At 43.8% G+C, this 20,162-nt stretch carries 10 protein-coding genes; all 10 read right to left on the bottom strand.

The features are described 5' to 3' along the window. Window positions 1-48 precede the first annotated feature (48 nt). The 10 genes from FYJ73_RS03020 to FYJ73_RS02975 all read right to left on the bottom strand — a co-directional run bounded on the left by FYJ73_RS03020 (window position 49) and on the right by FYJ73_RS02975 (window position 20,161). Window positions 49-594, bottom strand: a complete 546-nt coding sequence (locus tag FYJ73_RS03020; protein WP_154533239.1) for a hypothetical protein — start codon at window positions 592-594, stop codon at window positions 49-51. Between the two features lies 1 nt (window position 595). Continuing rightward, window positions 596-1,282: a PP2C family protein-serine/threonine phosphatase gene (locus FYJ73_RS03015; protein ID WP_154533238.1), complete on the bottom strand. Its 687-nt coding sequence runs from the start codon at window positions 1,280-1,282 to the stop codon at window positions 596-598. 4 nt (window positions 1,283-1,286) lie between these two features. After that, a complete protein-coding gene (gene mads8 / locus FYJ73_RS03010) occupies window positions 1,287-6,782 on the bottom strand; it encodes a methylation-associated defense system ATP-binding protein MAD8 (RefSeq protein ID WP_154533237.1) in 5,496 nt (1,831 codons plus the stop codon). Next, window positions 6,782-8,353 (bottom strand): methylation-associated defense system protein MAD7, encoded by a 1,572-nt coding sequence (gene mads7, locus FYJ73_RS03005; RefSeq protein ID WP_154533236.1) that lies wholly within the window; start codon window positions 8,351-8,353, stop codon window positions 6,782-6,784. Before mads7 ends, mads8 begins: the two co-directional genes overlap by 1 nt. Then, window positions 8,350-12,486, bottom strand: coding sequence for a methylation-associated defense system protein kinase MAD6 (gene mads6, locus FYJ73_RS03000; RefSeq protein ID WP_154533235.1), 4,137 nt, complete (start codon window positions 12,484-12,486; stop codon window positions 8,350-8,352). Before mads6 ends, mads7 begins: the two co-directional genes overlap by 4 nt. An 11-nt stretch (window positions 12,487-12,497) precedes the next feature. After that, on the bottom strand, window positions 12,498-15,158 hold the full coding sequence (locus FYJ73_RS02995) for a WG repeat-containing protein (RefSeq protein WP_154533234.1): 2,661 nt from the start codon (window positions 15,156-15,158) through the stop codon (window positions 12,498-12,500). Beyond that, window positions 15,155-15,826: a CpXC domain-containing protein gene (locus FYJ73_RS02990; RefSeq protein WP_154533233.1), complete on the bottom strand. Its 672-nt coding sequence runs from the start codon at window positions 15,824-15,826 to the stop codon at window positions 15,155-15,157. Before FYJ73_RS02990 ends, FYJ73_RS02995 begins: the two co-directional genes overlap by 4 nt. Before the next feature lie 212 nt (window positions 15,827-16,038). Next, complete coding sequence (gene mads5 / locus FYJ73_RS02985) at window positions 16,039-17,451, bottom strand: methylation-associated defense system restriction endonuclease subunit S MAD5 (protein ID WP_154533232.1); 1,413 nt, start codon at window positions 17,449-17,451, stop codon at window positions 16,039-16,041. Continuing rightward, window positions 17,448-19,475 carry a methylation-associated defense system DNA methyltransferase MAD2 gene (mads2, locus tag FYJ73_RS02980; protein WP_154533231.1) on the bottom strand — a complete coding sequence of 676 codons (2,028 nt, stop codon included), beginning with the start codon at window positions 19,473-19,475 and terminating at the stop codon, window positions 17,448-17,450. The genes mads5 and mads2 overlap by 4 nt, the downstream gene beginning before the upstream one ends. Before the next feature lie 455 nt (window positions 19,476-19,930). Further along, complete coding sequence (locus tag FYJ73_RS02975; protein WP_154533230.1) at window positions 19,931-20,161, bottom strand: hypothetical protein; 231 nt, start codon at window positions 20,159-20,161, stop codon at window positions 19,931-19,933. Window position 20,162: the final 1 nt, after the last annotated feature.

Below are 20,162 nucleotides of genomic sequence, written 5' to 3'. Positions count from 1 at the left end.
TACTTCAAACAATTAAAGCCATCCATTTTTGTCCATTCAATTTGAATATTACTCTACATGCATTTCCGATATTTCTCCATGAGTGCGGTAATTTCCAATATTTTTACCACGGATGACTTTGTCGGCTTCTATAATATTACCTACTTGAAGACTGTTCACGAACAAGATATCGTTAACTTTCAAACTGCTATTTTCAGCTTTCTCCACTCGTAGTACCTTCTGATTGTCATATTCGGTAACTACGAATGTAACGATTCTGTCAAGATACTTAACATGAATCATAGTCCCAATAGTCTGCTCTGCTATTAGAACTTTGTCTGTGTCAAAATTCCAGTCGCTATCAAGATTCTTTGACCTAGAATATTCATTCCAGTCACTGAAGCCAAGATATAGCGCAAGGGTATTCAAGGTATATTGGCTGGTCTTGCGGTCATCATCTATATAGCCGAAAAGCCTCTTTATAGTGGTTAGTCCGATAGTACGCCCGGTCTCTTTGCTGATTTTATCTGTAAGAACATTAAAATCAGAAGCTTTATCAAACATTAAATTTGACTTTCCCTTGATGTCCTTGATGATGTCTTGACTCAATATCATATTAAATTGCGACTTTTATAAATGAATAGTTATCAGAAGCGTAGTTGGATTTGGCATCCAGCGTTTCTTTTAAAGCTGTATTATAATTCAGAGCCCATTGTATATCCATTTCCTTATGGAAACCATCCGTGCAAAGTACGATCGTTTCGCCCTTAGTAATGGGTATTACTTTCACAGGAATCTCCCCCAAGTCGTCATCACCCATTATACATTTGGTTACAACACCTGCATATCTTTCAATCGTAGATGCACTTAATGGCCTTTTCGTCTTAATCTCATTAAGCAAAGAATGGTCTTCGGTCTTGAAAACCATATCATCCCCATTGAATAAATAAACACGGCTGTCTCCAAGCCATGTGACATATAGTTCACCACCTTTTATCATTGCTACAGATACTACTGTCCCCATCTTACGGACATTCAACAACAGGCGCTTCTGCATTAATGCTTCATTAGCCCCTTTGATAGCGTTTTCCAACAAGGTTTGAGGTTCATACTTATCAATATTTGCTTCAACAAAAGAAGCAATCGAATCACCAACGACATGAGAGGCTACATCTCCGTAAGAATAACCTCCCATGCCATCGGCAACTATAAATATGCTGTCACCAGAGGGGAGAACCTTATAGACTGTATAGTCTTGGTTCTCCTTTCTTTGGCCTTTGTTTGTATATTGGTATATCTCCATTCAGTTATTTGTTAACGGCTGAAATCGTATCACCACCATGTTTGGTTGCACGTGGACGAATACTTATCTTTATCGGACGCATCGTTACGGTTTTGTCCGTAGCTTTGCTTGCCCAGACAAGTGCCTCGCCAGAGCCGAGTTGGGCCATCTCAGTAGCAGTCAATGTTTGCAGCGGCGTAATGGCTTTCTGCACATGCTTGACCCAGGCTGGTGAGCTGAACCTATGCAAGACGACGATAGAACTCAATTCTATGATTTCCGTAGGCAGGCTCATCGGATCTTGGCTGGCAATCATGATTGACACGCCCTTATGTCGCATTTCTCTAATCGCAGTCGTAATGGAGTCCACAAGGTCCTTATTGTTCATGTACTTGTGTGCCTCGTCAAAGACAATAAACTTGTTGAACTTCTGTCCATTTACAGCTTTTGCATTAGAGAATATGTTCAGCATAACTACGAACAAGCCCAATGCTTCGTCCTTCTCTATGAATTCATCACGTAAGTCCACGATAATCAACCGTCCAGGCTTCATAAACTGCTGGAGTTTTACGCCATCTGTGATGTAGTCAGAGGCAAAATCGAGTTTTTGCGTTGCCAATGTCCTTTGAGATGTTGACATGTATGGGCTGTCCTCAACACCTTTTCGGATGTTTTCCAGTGACATATTATTTCTACAGCCCTTCATAATCTGTTTCAACTCCTTGATATACGTGGAGTCATTACCCATTGCACCTAGCAGGAACATCCATTCCTTTACGCCGAGCTCTGAAGAATCGAAACCGATGCGATGAATCTCCAAGTCTGGGTATTCAGCCTTACGGGTCTCTACCTGACTTTCTGGAGCTAAAAGCACCACATCCTTTATGCTTCCTGGTTCTGCTCCGTATTCTGCCTTGAGCTTTGCCAGCTGTCCGGCTTCGTCATTTGGATATACCATGGATGTGAATTCTGGCGCATAATCCATGCTGTCACTATAGTGGAAGATAACACCAGCCAATGGTGATGGCAGTACATTGATATTAGAGAACTGCTTGAGCGTCATTTCCACAACAGAACCGATGGTATAACTCTTGCCAGCACCTTGAACACCAAATAGACTTATGGTATTACAACCATCTAAGTCCAGAGCGACCTTGCGTCCATTGCTCACCATTTTACCTAAGATGCCATATTGTGGTGTTTCTTGCCCTGCGCCTATCATCAGGTCGTATGATGGCTTGACATAGTTCGGGTCTGCAGCTACAGGTTGTTTGGGCTCTACTTGGAATGGCGGCTCTACTGTTGTCTGCAGCTCTGGTTGAGTCGTTGACTTTTCCTGTTCTGGCGTAGGCACAGGTGCGACAGGCTTGGAGGATGTCTCTGACTCAACAGGCTTCTCGTCATCCTCATGCTCATCGAACTTGACGGAAGGCTGACTCTCTATCGTCTGTATTGGTTGGGAAGATAAACCGTCTGCCACTGTGTCTACGTGTGTCTGCACTTCATCCTGAGGCTTTTTCAGCTCAATACTATCCACGTTTGTCACTACATCTGTTGGCTCGAAAAAGTCTACAAACTCCTTGTCTTTATCTTCAAGATCGGCAGTGTCAAGCGAACTCTTTTTGTCAAGGATTTCAGTTATTACGGGGTTGCCCATAGTGTATACCACGGCTTCGCCGTAAAAGTCTTTCTTTTGCCTCTCGTTCTGTTGGAAGTCGAAGATAACGCCAAGTTGCTTAAACCGTAATGTATAACCATCATCCAGCTTACTCAAGAATTCGAGATAGCTTTGTGCTACGTTAGGGTCGAGTTGACCATAGCGCAACGAACGACGTATGTAGAACTCTAACAGCGTACGCAGTTCAAGAGTTTTCAGTTCTCTGTCAAGACGGTCATGACCATCTGTAGCAATTTCAAAATGACTCTTTAACGCCAGTATCGTATTTTGAATCTGTTCTACTATCTTGGCATGTAATTCGTCTTTTTGATAGACCGCATTGCGGCATTTGATCTCTACTACAGTAAAGACTATCTCATTTTTATCAGGATTCATCTTCACCACGAGATTGTCGGCGCGTTCCTTGGACTGCGAATCCAAATCCTCAAACAACTCCTTGTGCAAGTCGATAGGAATAAGGAAAGACTCTTTAGTGATATGTTTCTTGTCAAGGAACCGTTTGCAAAGTGTTGTCCCTATCACCTCAAAAGCCTTGGATTTCGTGGCATTCACCTGCATGATGATAGAACTGCTCACAGAACGTATGTCCTCAAGAATTTCCTTGAAGTTGTCATATTGTGTCAAATCTATGCCATAGTCTTTGAACAATGGCACTACGAAGGCAGCTATCTCGCTGGTGGGTCTCGCGGTCAGATAAGAAGAAATACCTGTTGTCTCCTCACCGGGAACATAGTCCAAAAGATAAGGCACATCGTTCTTCTCTGTACAAGGCAGGTCATAGAACTCCGGTCCCATGTTCTTGTCGAACGTTATCACCCAGTCGCTACAGTCGTGGACAAAGCCAATCATCATTGTGTCTTTTTCTTGAAGACGTAGCGTCGTGGTTGGTATAGACTCCTTTTGCGTCGTGGAGAGCAACTTGCTTGTTGCATCTTGCAACTTACCGAAAATATTAACCTCGGTATTGGAGAATTCGTTTACCGGGTTTGGAATGACTTTGTTTGACACATAACGATTCCATATCCATGCCTTGCCTTCTCTGTGCGAGTCTATGACATCGCGGCAGATGGTTCCGTTCAAATAGAAAGAGCGACTAAGCTCATCGGGACGTACCAGTTCCGTATGTACTGCAAACGGATTGACTAAGAACGACAAATGCGCTTGATATTTGTCGTGATTATTAATGAACTCTTCTATCTTATTCAGAGAGAAACGGAGCTTGGGGAATAGTCTGTTTGCTGATGCCTGTGAGAACACTTCTGCTTCTTCTGCAAGCTGAGATTCTGGATCAAGCAAATCACGGAAAGCTTCCCCAGACATAAGGACATTCTCGTCAGAGAATAGTCTGACCTCGTAGGACAACTCACCCCCCAATCCTATTTTTTCAAGAGTCACCAGTGCTTTGGCAAACACAGATGCATCACCTGCATTGAACAGGTTGATGACGAGTTTGTTGGTATAAGGATGGGACAGGACATAATTCGCAATATGTCTTGTCACCAGTGCTGCGCTAACATCGCTATCTATTCGCTTGTCCTGTGTGATGTTCAGTAATGTTGACACATACGACTTTAGCTGACGGTAGCTGCCGGCAAATGTATTCTCTTCTGCAAAGAGAGGCTGTGAGTACGCGCCCCAACCGTAGGTAAGTTCACCTATGTATTGATATGCCTGCTCCAGCGACTTGTCTGTAAGCACAAGTGGAGCTACGTCAAGAGGTAATTCTCCTTGGAATAGCTTGTCGAGTTTTCTATACCATGCTGACTTGTATCGTTTGAAGTCCTCTTGGGTACGTTCTTCCCAATCCTGGTATAGCTCATAAAGATTGACAATCCAAGCAAGTCGGAGCGGATGTAGTGGGGTGATTAGCTTGACGTTCGTAAACTTGCCTGTAGCATCTGGCATTTCCACTTTGAGCAGAACGGTGTCCAAGTTCTGAACTTCTGCTAAGGATTCTTCATCAAGGTCTTGGTCTGCCAATGCGTTTAGCCAACTTGTGTAAGATAGCAAATAGTTCTTGACAATTGCAATATTCTTAGCAAAATCGAAGGTGCAGGTAAGGCCAGCATTCTCATCACCGTCAGTTGCTGACTCTTTGATGAGTACGAATAATTCCTGTCTAAGAGCGACCAAATCATCAGGGATGTCCACTTTCGTGGTACTGGCGAACTTGGGCGTTTGGATAGCGGTGTCTGTCGGGTCAAGAAGCTTGATATCAGTTGGATTGGCACTGAGCTGAGCTTCGACAAATCCGAATTGATCTTCGTGGTCAAGGAAGCAACGCTCAAGTTGTATGAGCTTCTTCGGTAACTGAATCTGATAGGCATACGATGTACCGAAGTCAAACTGATAAGTATTGTTCAGATTGCCTTTTTTCCATGCATTCCTGTCTATGTTGTCGTCGGGTATCTCAAGTGCTTCTTTCTTTATGAGATGGGAAATGCGATAGTTGATTAGCGCTTGGGTAATGCTGTCAACTTTGGCACGTTTGTCAACAGTGCTACTGGCATCTACCGGATCTTCTGAAGTGATAACAGAGAACACCTCAGACTCATTGCTATAGGCCACATGGTTATCCGTGCGATATTGGTCGATGTTGAGATTAGGATTTTCTTCCAACGCGTCTTCCCATGAAGCCTGGACTCTTTCCTCTCTAAATACTTTCTTTGTTGGAAGCACGATACCATTCTCGTCTACAGCCCTGACGCGAAGCATGTATTCGCCGTCTTCAAGCATTCCGAACGGCAGACTTACAGACATACGTCTACTGCCGTTCTTGTTCTTGCCGACTTTGGTCTTCTTCAAGACACCCCACTCAGAGAAATCCTCCACGCGAATGATGGCTATCTCAAAGGCTACGATATCAGGATCATCCTTGGGAGAAGGGTCTGTTATGACTTTAAAGGATATCTTTCCTTTCTTGTCTTGCAAAATGTTAATAACGTAGGAGCCATCATCAGACTTTACGAGTTCTTTCTTCTGGTCTTTGCCCGGTTGTATGTCAACTCTGATAAATATGTCTCCTTTGTCGTCTATATTTAATGGTAATGCAGCATAGTTGAACTCCGGATGGTTCTCTTCAATGTCCTCAAAAAGAGAAAGACAGTCATCAAAGTCACCTTCACCAGTAAGATAAACCATCAGCTCCCGTTGCTTAGTATTTTTCTTTAGTGGCAGCTCCATTATTCTGTCTGAAGCCGTCACAGAAAAATCGCCCAAGGCTGATGAGACTTTCTCCAAGTTGATCATGAACCGGCGCCTAATGGAGGAAGCTTCCTTAATAAGTTCTCTGTCAGGCACAAGTCCAAACAGATAAAGCCCGTTACCCCATGCTTCATCACTGTAGTCGTGAAGTTCAAGGTAAAGGATATAATTCGTTAATGCAGCCTTTGTAACTGTTATTTCTTTCAGCAACTCCCATATTTGGGTCCACCAATGCAACTTATCCTGTGGAATGTCGTTGATCAAGGAGCCTAAGAAAGAGTCTTGCAGCTCAGCTACAGAAAGGTTCTGGAATGTTGCGTCTCCGTATGAATCTTCTGCCGATGTGCGGCTATTCGACGGAACGAGAATGAGTACTGACTTTTCAGGGTCATTGCGTAGCTCTATGAGCTTTGACGCATGGATGTACTCATCGCCATTCTCTGTCTCTGAAAGAATATATACAGAGACATTTGGGTTGATGGGGCGAAGCATCGGAAGGAGTCTTGTCAACTCTTTCATGGCCAGCCCAGTTATCTTCATGCAGTGACCGTCCTTTGCAGATTTAAGCAAAGGGGTGTAGCTTTCTACAATGTGCTGTAAGAAGCGATCGTAATATATTGTGTTTATTTGCGTATTCATTAGCTTTCTAATTTATAACGTGGACGAATCTTCTGTAGGATATAGGCATCGCTCATATCCGTATAGAAACCTATCTGGCGGAGCTTGTCCTTGAAAGCCTCCATGTTTATTCGGAAGGCTTCATTGGCTTCAACTCCAGTCTCAGCAAAGCGGTCTTCTGCAAGCCCGTTGATGATGAGACCGTATCGGTTGCGAATCTCTTCTACAAGTTCATCAATTGACAATGATCTCGTCTCAAAACCACCATTGGGCTTGTCTTGAATGACAAGTAATTGTACCAAGGTCTCCAACAACTTAGAACCCAATGCTCCACGGCGTGGATGACGACGTGAACGGCTGTCGGCAAGCAGCTTGGAAGAGGTGTTCTTCATAGAAACAGAATCTACGAAGTCCCTTGTAAAGCGTAGTTGGCTTGCACCCAAGTTGGATTTCTCCAATATGTGTATCAACTTGTCGAAGTAATCATCTTCAGGGAACAACTCCAGCATTTCTTTCAAATCTTCCTGATCGAATTCTGTTTCACTGGATTTTGGAAGCCCGTCACGAATATTGTTCAAGTCTGACTCATAATAGCCATCAGAATGATTATTGTCATTTGCTAATATACGCAATGCTTCGTCAACACTGCATCCCCTGCGCTTTTGAACATAGTCAATCATATAGGTGGCCCGTATGTATCGTCCATATCCATTCTCCGTTCTTTCCATATCGCTACACGCGTATGGAGCTACCGGACTGTCCAGGTTGTCAGTAACATCAACAACCATCGACCAGTCGTCGGGAATGTCTCGTGTCCCTGCAACCACCATTTTGGGAAGGAGGTAAACAAGCTTCAATGTGTAAAGGCACAGATGAAAACCACACAGTATACGGAGATAGTCTATGAAGACGGTCCGAGGAAGAACATCTTTATAAAGAAGTAAACGACGAATGTCATCACAGAATAAAGCTGCCTGTTCTTTAAGGAAAGGCTCTGGAGTTGATTCAATTTCCTTTCTTGTGTTATTCTTCTCCTTCATCGGCTGGGTAAGATAGAGAATGCCAGTAGTATCTACATCAAGATTCTCAGAGCTTACTATGTTGCCTGAATGCTTGTCCCATCCTTTGCTAAGATAGCTGACAAGGCCAGCCATAACAGAAGGGTTGCTATGCAGCATTAGATAAAGTTGGTCAGAGGCACGGTAGTCACGGCAATACTTGGTGTTCTGCAACCTCCAACTCAACAGATGAAGAGGCTTCAGCGTCGCGACATGCTCTTTCACGACATTGCCTCGGTTGACCAGTTCAAGCAAGGAACTTCTTAACCAGTCTTCCACGGCACCCGAATTGGCTACAACGCCCTTGAACTTTCCTTTCTCTTCGAGCTTGCATAAAATCTCTTCGATATTCTCAATATCATATCCGCCTCTCCTTACAAGAGGACTTAGTGGTGCTCCGTTGGCATACATCTTCAGGAATAGGTTAGTCAGGACACGGTCAAGGCGTACACTCTTCACATCGACAAAGAGTATATCCTTGTTCATGAATCCACCAGCGACCGATCCCTTCTTTAATTTCAGTACTTGGCTCATGCTTCTGCCTCCTTTCCTATCGTTAATGGTTCTATGACAATACGTTTCTGATCGTCGAGCTTGACAACGGCGAAGCGCCGGTTGTCCTTGGTGACGAGAATCTCCGAGTATGTCTTTGCTTCCAATAGATTTTTGAATATCTGCAGTTCTATGAACTTTCCACGAAGGTCATTGACCGACGGACTGAATCCTTCATCGATGTATTGCAACATCTCAAAAAGGTCAAGACCGACCGTCAGTTGAATGAACTGGTCTTTCTTGTGACGGAAAGTCAGACTGTCGCTTTCATACTCGATATATCGGGTTAAATGCTCTGTCTTGTTCACAAACAACTCAAACTCATCCAGGGGGAAACGTCTGTAGCTCTTGGATATTGGGTCTTTGGCATTGCTGCTGGCAAGCAGCAGATAATCGCTGGTCATGTTCGCATTTTCACAACCCTCGCTGGCTGATATGGCTTTTGCAATGGTTTGCTTTGTCTCAGCTAAATCCTTGGCACTCTCGTTATTCAGCTGCTTATAGAAGTCAGTTGCATGACGATAAGGTAGGCGGCGATGGAAATCAAAGCCGTCAACGTATGCGCCCTCGAAATATTGATGGCGTATGAACGTCTTCTCTCTCAGGGACTGAACCTGTCTTACCACAGGGTCTTTCTCCTCATATGAGGGAAGAATGGCTTTGGCATTGTTAAACTCTGCCAATAGCGAACGTTTGCGGTCGCTAAATGTAAGATACTTCTCTGTCTCCTTGTCCTTATAGTACAAGTCCCTGTCAAAAGCTGGCAGTGCGACTTCTGCTATATCCGTTTCGCGAAGCAGCTTTACAAGTCTGTCTGAAGAAGACAATGGCGGCAGTGGGAAGGCTTTGTGTTCAATGCCAATCGCTGGAGCTGTTACATTGAAGTAATAATACTGCCAATAATACTCCGGCAGGTCTTCTGTCTTGACATACTCTATCAGTTGTTTCACCTCATCGCACGAGTAGTCGCGAGTAAGCATCCACGCTATCATCGATCGCAAGTCGCGCATCGTGATGTGCAGCTCACGTTTATAGACTATAAGCCTTACTATCCATTCAAGTCTCAAGATGACCTCATCTCCAACACTGCTGTCTTGGAATGTATCTACATTATATTTAATGTAGCAACGGTCGGCAACGGGGCAGCCTGCACACTTCGTCCACAAGTCGGGACGCGTCAGCTTCTTCACTTGCTGGGCAAGCAGACTTGGAGTCTTATTGACATCATCACGAGCAGTGACAGAACGGAGGTTAAGGTTGATGACCATCAGACCCGGAATCAGATCGGTGTGTCCCTCCTTGTAGAAGTAATCCTCTATGTTGTCTTGTAGGGCACGCAGTTTCTCATGGGTGGAAAGGAAGTCAACCAAACGTCCTTCGTTAATGGCAATGACTCGTCCTACAGGAACATCCCTGAAGTCAACCTTGTCATTGAATGGGCGGAAGAAGTCTGATAGCACCATATCGTTGGCCTTTTCTTCCTCGTCTTGGGAACCATCGTAGTTGGAGGTAAATTTCAATCCATCAATTTCAAACGTAGAGCCATTATTGGTGCCAATAGTCTCCTTGTTTACGCCGATGTCCTCTATGCGGTGAATGAAGGCTGTCTTACCATCTCCTGCATTACCTGTTATGATGATGAGCCGGTATTTCAAAGCCTTGATGTCTGCAATGAGTTCCTTGTCAAGTTTGGTTTCGCTATAGGTAAGGTCGTCATAAGTATTTTGGCGGCTGCCTGCACGTGTACCGCTGTTGCCATGATGACTCTGACTGTAGAGGGAATTAAGATAGTCAACATAGTCGGTTTCAACTTCCTTATTATTGAAGGTCATTACCTTATTGGTGTTCTTAAGGATGCCGTCCTTGCCAATTTCCTCCAAAGCAGCAAGCATCTCCTTTGCCGATGTAAAACGCTTGGTCTTATCGGTAATGATGCTCTTCATAATGAAGTCGGCCATTCTGTCCGACAATTTATCGTTATACTTGCGTATGTTTGTTGACTCTTGCATCAATTTAGGGCGCAGGTCACCACCGCTCCATGGATAGGCATGGGCAAACAGCTGGTAGATGGTGATGCCGAGCGCAAAGGTGTCTGCACTGCAATCCCAGTCTATCTCATGGCTTGACTTGATAAGGTCAGGGGCCATATACGGCAAGGTTCCGCCGAACGATTTATCGTCGGTGGTCGTGGAGATATTGAAGTCTATCAGCTTGAATGTGTTTTTCCTGTCCCACATGATGTTGCTCGGTTTTATATCCCGATGGAACACTGGTGGTACTTTATCCTGCATATACACCAATGCAGAGAGTATCTGAACTGCCATATTATAGATTTCGTCCACCGGCAGGCGCAGGTCTCCTTCTACATAGTTCTGCAGGTTCTCACCCTCAAGCAGTTCCATACAGGTATAGAACAACCCTTGGCTGGTGCGGTCGTTCCATACGAACTTGACGATGTTTGGATGGTCAAGCTTCTTCAACGCCTCGAACTCATTGATTGCATTGTCAACGGATGAGTCGCGCTCGAATATCTTTACCGCAAAGTCTTTGTTCTGCAAGTCATGGTGAGCTTTGAACACTCTTCCGAAACCGCCCTTGCCAAGCATCTCATGTAAGGTGAGTGAGGGCGAGATCTTCAAGCCGGGCTTCATGTCCTTTAGAAAGTACACCTTGTCTTTCGTGGAAGTTATGGTCGGCGAAGGTGTCTTCTGCCCACTTTCGATGGACTTCGTTATGAAATCGATGAACTTCTCGTCAGTCCATCTTTCGTCAGGATCTTCTACGATGGTATGCTTGGCCACTTCATCCATCCACTGGGGAAGGTCTTTACAGACATGGCTTGGCAACTGGTCTTCTGTCAGAACACCTCCTTGGGCGATAAAAGCTATGGCATCCTTAAACGGCACTTTACCCGTCATCAGCTCATAGAAGACAACTCCAAGACTGTATAAGTCTGTAGAGGCAAAGGCATCGCTATCTTTACCAATCAGCTCTGGAGCCGTATAGGGCGAGTCACCACTGAAATTGGCTACAGTAAAGCTCTTGTCTATATGCTCTACGAACCATGCCATACCGAAGTTGGCGATGGCAGCGTGACCGCCATCGTAGACATAGATATTCTCCGGACATACGTTCCGATGGAATACATTATCCTTATGGGCTGTGGCAAGACCATGTGCTACATCAAGGATAATGTTTACCTTGTCCAGTTGCTTGAAGGTCTTGATACGGAGTTTAGCCTTTAACGAGCTTTCGTCCTGATAACGGCTTATCTCGTAATAATATGTATTCTCTTCATTGGTGCGATATTCCGTCTTGACGACGAACGGCGATGAGCCAATCTTCTCCTGTGCTATATACGCATTATTGAGCTGCAGGCTGAATTTCTCCAGTTCTTCTTTGCTTTTGCCTTCTACATCAAGAGGATATTCGCGTATCTTGTATTGGGCTGTATTGATAAGCTTGGGCACGCAGAGATATTCCGTGAACTCGTCAGTCTGCTGCAGTGTCTCGACAATCTTGTAGTTGAAGATTTCCGTCTTGGCATAGTTGCGAGATGTTGACTGTCCTGTCAGGAAACCCACGAGTGGCTTCTGGACATTGGTGATATAGTCTTCCTTGCGGCCAATTCCATCGAAGTCGGTGATAAACTCTATCAGCTTCTCATTCAACGTGAATGTTTGCTTGTAGGTCTCGCTATTGGGGTCAAGTCCGAACTTCGTCTGAGTTGGATTGCTCAACGTAACGAGCGTAATAATCTGCCCAAAGTTCCAATCGGGATGGGCGCTCTTTATCTTCGATGCGAGTACCCGGCTCTTCAGGTTTGCGGTCTTGTGGGGATTGGCCACTTCCTGCCCACTACGGAACCAGGCATAGTCATCTCCTTCAAGATTTCCACCCCAGTCTTTGTTCTCTATGTGGTACACTGCATGGGGAGCTACCACAATTACGTCATATTCCCAGTATTTGGTAACATGACGGCTGGTGCTTGCCAAATTGAGGTTTGGCACCACATAGTAGTTGTCAGGCAGGTTGTTGACGAGGTAGTTTTGCAACCTCTTCTCACCGCTATTTACTGGTCCCTCATCGTGCAAGGGCCTTGATAGTTGTGCCATATTTATAGTCTTTAGTTGTCTAACAAACGCTTTAACTTCATTATTATTTTGTCTGCACGCTTAGGGATGAAAGCGTTGCAGAAATCTATATATTCATCTACAGCCTTGAAGTATGTCTGCTGGTCCAGCCCCTTCATGTAGCTCCAGACTCCAGCAAAGATATGCTTCGGCTGATATTCTTCATCGACGAAATCTGTCAGAAACAGATTGTCAACAAGTCTCTTGAATCCATCATACCCTTTGTATGCTGTCATTACCTTTCGGTTCTTGTACAGCAGACCTTGCATGTGAAAATCGGGCCGCGCCTGTCCTGTCATAGCGCAATAAATCGCATTCAGGTACTGATCCATATAGCCCTTGTATTTTGTACCGTCGTAGTAGCTGTCGAATGCCTCCTTGTAGTCATTCATCTTGTTCGGCCAGACAATAAGGTCTCCAACGCTGTAGAACAGTTTGCCGCAATCCAATGCACGTTGCTGCAGTTCTTTCGGTGCATCCCAGCTTTCAAGTCCCTTGTAATACATGTCGAGGATCCTTGCTCCAAGAAGTCGGGTATTATCGCTTATGGCATCCACCCAATACTTGTACTCCTCAATGGACTGGACACTGAGGCCCGGCCAGACATCTGCGAAGGCGAGGGCTACAATGGCCTTGACAATATTTGCACGTGCAAAATCTGAATTTCCATATTTCTCGTCGTTCCGTAGCGAGTATAAATCGTAGGTTCTCAACTTGTCGATATTGCCGTCGAGTTTCTCTTTTACAAACTCTCTCAATAGGCTTATGGCAAACACGTCGCTTTGCTTCTCTGCCTTTTCACAGGCTTCGATGGTTTCTCGCTTCCGGCGTTCCTCAAATTCTGACGGAATGAACAGGTCGATCTTGCGAAACTCGCAATAACCCTTAACAACGTGCTCGCGGAAAGACTTTTTGAACAGTCTGCCGCAGCCGCTCGCGTCTTCGGGAATGCCTCTCGTATAGATGCAGCCTTCACACACAGTACCCTTCGGCCCTGTCCAATCGAAATTATCCTTAACTTCTACCTTATAGTTGATGTCCTCATCTTGGGCGATCTCATGAATCATGTTACTGAAAGCGGCCTCGTTCTGATCCGACGGCTCTGGTTCTGCACTCAGGGGGTAAGGTGTAAGACTGTTGTCCAATCCCACCGGGGCTTTCATCCGTTGGCAGAGATCTTCATCAAAAGAACGAGGATGATAGTCCATTGTCAGTTTATCATCAAGGCTCTGTCTTGCCAGTTGTGTCAAAGTTTTTTCTGTTCCGGATGCTTTATCGATGAAATTTAAATCAGTATCGCCCAACAGCAATGCTGCTGACATAGGCAGATGGAGAAGAAATACTTGGGTGCAAGTGGGAGTCTCATAGACATCCATGACCTTGAAGTAGCTGTTGTAGTGGAATATGGCCAAATTCCATTTCCCTACATTAGAATTTGCCTCTATATACTTGTCAATCTCAAAGAGTCGGGCAGCATGGGCGGAGGCGATGATGAAGCGAGTCCTATGCAGGGGCTTCAGTAGTTTTGTGGTGGCATCCACATAGAAACCGGCACGCAGAGTCTGTCCCTTATGGTAGATCTGCTTTGCGTTGCTGATGGCATCTGTGTCACGATAGAAGAACTGTAGGCCTGGTAACACCCAGTTGAGCGTGTTTTCGAGGAATGTTTTGTCGTTGATTTCTAACTTCTGTGGCAGATTGCTGCCAGCCGGATCATAGATACTTCCATCAAGAGTCAGTATGTAAGGAGTGGTTCCTAATTCGGCGTATATATAGCTATAGTCGTCTGACCACCTGACCCTTTCGAATATCATGGGAAAGACGATATCACCTTGGACCGAGGCAACACCACGCACATACCTTGTTGGAGTGGTTTTCGTCTTACGGATGGTATTGCCAAAGATGAAGAAACCATGATGTATCTCGTAAATGTCATTGAACCATTCGTTCAAGACAAGCTCTCCTTTTTGATTGATTAGATTTTTCTTTGAGCCACGCTCAACGAGGTAATATCCGTCACTCCAATACTGTATGTACTGATAGTTGAGGTTGGCCATGCATCTGCCACGATCATCAATCAATCCCCATCTCAAGCCTTCAGTAGTAGAATAGGAAGCGATGGCTACGCCCTTATGAAACTCGCCGATGCTCCTAAATTGCATATCTGAAGGGATAAGCACGTTGTCGTTCTTGTCGATGATGATGGCATATCTGTTGTCTGGGTCGTCCGATGACAGCAGGTAGTGTCCCTCGCCAAGCGGCTGTACGTACTTGTACTTACAGGCTATGATGAGATTTCCGTCGAAGTCGATGATTCCACAGCGACCATTCTTGGCCACTGTACACTCTCCTTCATGGAAATCACTGATGTAATTGTAGTCTTTCTCCAAACCGACATGTGTTTTCCCTGTCTTGTCTATAATGGCATAAACCATTCGGGTGTCGAGAGATTCTACTATCAGACTGCCGTCATTGGACTTGACATAGATGCCAGCCTTGAAGAAGTCTTCTCCAAGAGGTGCTATCTTGTCGTACAAGAAGTCCGTCAAAGGCTTGCCTTCTGCATCAGCCAAGGCCCATTTTCCATTACGGAAGACGATACTGTTGGCTGTACCTTCCAACTGAATGATATTTTCATACTGAATGGTACTCATAAGGCACCTCCTTTCATTTGGCGACTAATCCATCCTTCATCCACTATGACGCAGCCTTGGGGATGCATTCTGGGGTCGAGCTTGACAGCAAGTTTAAAATCATAGTAAAGGCGCATGTTCAGTTTGATGCCATAAGCCTCGTCATTGCTATCACGATAGAAGAGACTAAGTGTGCCGAATTCGGAATCATCCTTATCGTCTGGGTCATAGTTGGCAAAACGGATTTTGTAACTTTTTCGGGCTATGTCTGGATGAGAGTAATGCGCTAACATATATTTCATCCTTTCGATGACCACATCGCTCAATCCGCTTTCAAGAATAATGATCTTTTCATGAAGTTCAGTCATGCCTGTGACGTAGCGGAACGTGTAGTCCGGATAATCCTCTATGATGCTCTTGGAGAGTTTTAGGGGTTGGTAATGATAATCCGCCGGACGCTCCATGTCGAAGAAGATGATGAACCTATGCTGTGCATCATGGTAGAGCAGACTGTTGCCGACAAGGATGCGAGAGCCGCACTCTGGACAGGTATAGATGAAAGCCTGTGCGTTGAGCACACGCTCCCGAAGTACGGGATCGATGTCTGCATCAACCTCGTCTATCATCTCCATCGTGCCAATACTATGGCAGTGTGGACATTCTATCTGTTCTTTATGCACCTTCGACATTTTCTTCTTTTTTGTTTTTCTGCCTAATTCTTTGTCGTTTGCTAAGTAGCGTATGATGCTTCGCTACGTAGTACCTGATCTTTTGCTATAAGCTTACAAAATTGATCACACCCTTCCTGCACCGTCAAAGCAGCCTTTTGGCCTCTTGAAAGCTATGGTTTCGCCTCATCAAACCAGCCATTTTCCAAAATGACAACGACGTTGCTTGACGTTTAATTGGCTTTGTTCCACTTCTCAATCTCGTTTTCGACCATGGAAATAGCCTTAAGTTCATAGACATTCGCCTTATGGCGCTTAGTGTATGCATCTCTGACCTTAGAATCAATTTCTGACATTATGTCCTTATCAAGAATGGGAACGGGAATTTCTCTCACAAGCCGCGGTATAGGACGACAGAGCTTTGTTCCTGCTTGTATATTTCTTAGGAATCGAAAGCCATAATCTGTGGATAGCCAAGCGAATAAGTAACCAGATGGGACTTCGTTATTCGTCTTCATTCGAATAAACTCGCCTGAGACAAGTTGCCCCACCAAATCCTCATTAGCGAATAATGCACGACAGAATGTTTCACTTTCTCCTAAAGTACCGACACCCGCAATTATAACTTCTCCGTATTCTACAAGATTATCAAGTTTTACTCCCCGCTTTGAAATATATTTACCTTTAATAATAGAATCAAATATATCCTTCTGGTTAATAAGCATAACTCCATGATCTTTTCCAACGTCAACTCGTGGAAAAGCCCCCGTAGAAAATGTTTCTCCGTTCGAGAGAATATCTTTCAAAGGCTTGGTTGGGCAAGATATTAAGGACTTAGTCTTACGAATTCTCTCTGAGAGATTAAATGCATTAATAGTGGTAGAGTTTATCTTTTTCTTATTGATCTTGAAGCAAGAAACTTTCCTATTTGGAGCACTTGGCCCATAATAGTCGTAATCCTCAGCTTGCAAATCCCTGAGATTTGCTTTAAATTTTAGAAGTTTTCTAGCCTTGGTTAATTCCTCAGTTGATTCTTCCCTTAATCTAATGGAGTCTGATATCAGTTCATTTGAAGAGTTTTTTATATCCTCAGATACAGCTACCAATGGAATATTTGCTACCACATCGGGTTCTATTCTTGGAACCACAGAACCATAAATACACGACTGAAGATATTGGTAAACCAAGGATGTTGATAAATAAGCATAAACAAATCCAAAATTATTCTCTTTGGGAATTACCCTTATAATATCTTGAGAGCCTACAACCCCTGCAATTGTATTGTCAATTAATCTAACATTCCCCACTGTTCCAGCGCAACTGACTAATATTGAATGCAAAGGTAGCCGCATAAAATCAATATTTTCAGTTAATTTGTTTGACAAGATTTTAGATGATGCTAAAGGATCCTGGCTCATCATTGCTTGGGCAGTAATGTATGGTGAACCATGTTCTAAACTCGCAACAAAAACCCTTTTGAAAATTCCAGGACGAAACACATTATTTGTAATGTCTGAAATATGTCCTACAATTTTGTGGGCATTTTCCAGATAATCAAATGTAGCTCTTCCTTCATTTAAGAAAAAAGAAGGGCTGAATTTGTTGTTCTTTACTAATGAACTACAATGTTTATTTCCTATAATCATACTTTTCCTTCCTTGAATTTTTTGTATGCAGCTGCTACATCAGGTAAATCATCGTCAAGATGACGCTGACGTTCAAATCGAACACGAGTTATCTCACGACCATTTGGTGCAATGACGATAGAACGCTTAACATCATCGAACAAAATTTCTGCACCATCATCATCTCTTTTGTAGATAGGAATACCTCTTCTGTCCTTACCTACTTTCTCAACAATTGCCATAAAGACATCGTAATCTTCCTCGTTGATAGAAACCAATTGTTCTTTCGCAGTTTTCTTTTGCAAGAACAAAATAGAAGATTGCACTCCAACCTGTGGGAGAAAAGTTTCAACAGGCATGTCTACAGAAGCTAGGAGCTTAAAATGTTGAAGAATCCAAATTCTAACATCTTCCGTATTCGGATTGCTAAGAATACCATCAGGGAGAATTATAGCTAATTTGCCTCCTGGCTTTAGAAAGTTATAAGCACATTCAATAAACAAAACTTCTGGTGCATTACTATTTAATTCATATTTGGCAGCAATTGCAGAAGCAACCTTTACTTTTGATCCGAAAGGAGGATTCATGAAAATCATATCGAATTTGCCCTGGGCATTATCGGAAGAAGTCTCAAAAGGAAAATCTTTATCTTTGCTGTTGGCGATGCTATGATTAACAGATTCCGCCACCTTTGGAACATCGGGCAGCGAGCCTTGGGGATATTCCAGTGAATTTATATTGAAAATATTAGAATGACCATCGCCAGCCATAATCATATTCATACGTGCTGCCTTCTTTAGGTCTGGGTCGAAATCAAAACCAAAGAGCATGTTCTCGGCATACTTGCGAGTTTCTTCGTTGACATCTGGACTATTAAGTTTCAGCTTCAAATGTAATTCGTCGAGATTAGGGTAGAGTCTCTTGGCAATCTTATGACGTACATGGTCAAGAACACCAACTATGAATCCAGCAGTACCGCAGGCAATGTCCACGACACGGTCATCCTCAGTGGGGTCAAGCATCTCCACCATGCAATGAACCTCATTACGCGGAGTGAAGAATTGTCCAGCTTCACGTTTGAGCGTAGTTCCTACAATCGTCTCGTAAGCAGTACCTTTTACATCTACTGTTGCATCAGTGAAAGAGTATTTTGACAATTCACCTGCTACAGCTGCCACTCCACGGTCAGAAAGATGAATAGCTTCATCCCCATCAAAAACATCCTGAAAGAGTTTACTGGTCTTAAGATCTTCAAAAATACCTTTGATACGTTCCGCTACTTGGTGCTGTCCCTCTGGGGTGTTGAGTTCCTTCACTCCCACCCAAAAACGACGATGGTAACTCTCACCTTTTCGTGATTGCTCTTGTATGCACTTTTCGTCATAAAGTTTGCAAAAGATCAAATTGAGTAGCTCCCAAAAGGCATCTTTTTTATGTCCTTCATTGCCGTAAATATAATCGTGACAGCGTTTGAAAGTTTTTACGAGTGATTCATTAGCCGGAGTACGGGGCATAGCACGGTCGCCAGCCTGCTCAAGGTCTTCAAGAGTTTGGTCGACTGCAGGAAAATCAGTGAGTTCTTCGGTATCAGGCTGCAAAGAATCATTCTCAAAAGAATGGAGATAACGCAAGTCCTCACCATTGGTCCAACAGCCGAATTCGCAGTCAGAATAGTTGAGCAAGCTATCTAGAGAGGGATGGAGACCGTTCTTATTATCATCAGCCTTCACTTTCGCATTTTTGGCGACGATGACGATGCGAATAACATTGGCAGAGTCGTGTGTCCGACCTGCTTCAAAGACGACAAGGTCAACCTTTTGAGACTTCATTTTTTCAGTGTCTGGATCTTCATATTGCATTTTGAAATCGCGCTCCATATCACCAGGGTCAAAACCATATTCGTCAATCATCATTGCAATCATTGACTGCAAAGTCTGCTCCTTTTCAGTTGCCTTGTAAACTTTGTTGGTGAGCATACATACCAGCTGGTCTTCGTCAAGTACCAGTTGCTGTGCACCTACATTTGGTTCATGTTTTGCTTCCATATTTTAAAATTGAGGCTCCATCTATATCTTGGATGACCTTTTTATGGTTGAATGTTCCTTTATGTGTTTTACAGCCTTCCTTTATCTACAGAGCTGATACTCGCTTATTATTAGATAGTTGCACTACTAAGTAGGTTTAAGCTCTGTTTATAAGATAGGCATTTGTTGCAAATTTAATAAAAATATTTGTAACAGTCCTGTTTTTATGAGCAAAATATAATTTTGCTTTTCCATGCTTAGACGCAACTACAAACACGCAAGCGGAACGCCTTGCCTACATCGACGAGCTAAATGAAGTATCGTAGAAACAGTTTCCTTCATATCCATTATATTTAGTGTTACGATTACAAAGGTACTGGTGTTCTCTGATTCCTGCAACTTTTTCTTTTATCCATGTTTGTCCATCTTTTTGAGCTGTATCCATGAATATGAAGTATCCTTAATCTTCTTATTTTTTATGGGTACAATACGAATAGTGAGCCAATACTACCTTCTCCGTCATAGTCAGTTGGCAGTGGCATCTGAGAGCAGAAAAACGAGAGAGCATCGTCGGGTAGATGTTCATTCAACTCTAAGTGGAAGGAGAAGGACGGGCGCTCGTAGTGCAAGTCCCATAGGGAATAGCCAAGGGAGTTAACCGCTGACGTTATCTCGTCCTGTATCTGCCAAATATCCTCGTATTGCATG

Origin of the sequence: Hallella mizrahii, assembly GCF_009695775.1 — a bacterium.
In the GTDB taxonomy this organism is placed as follows: domain Bacteria; phylum Bacteroidota; class Bacteroidia; order Bacteroidales; family Bacteroidaceae; genus Prevotella; species Prevotella mizrahii.
This window is presented reverse-complemented; position numbering and strand designations above follow the sequence as displayed.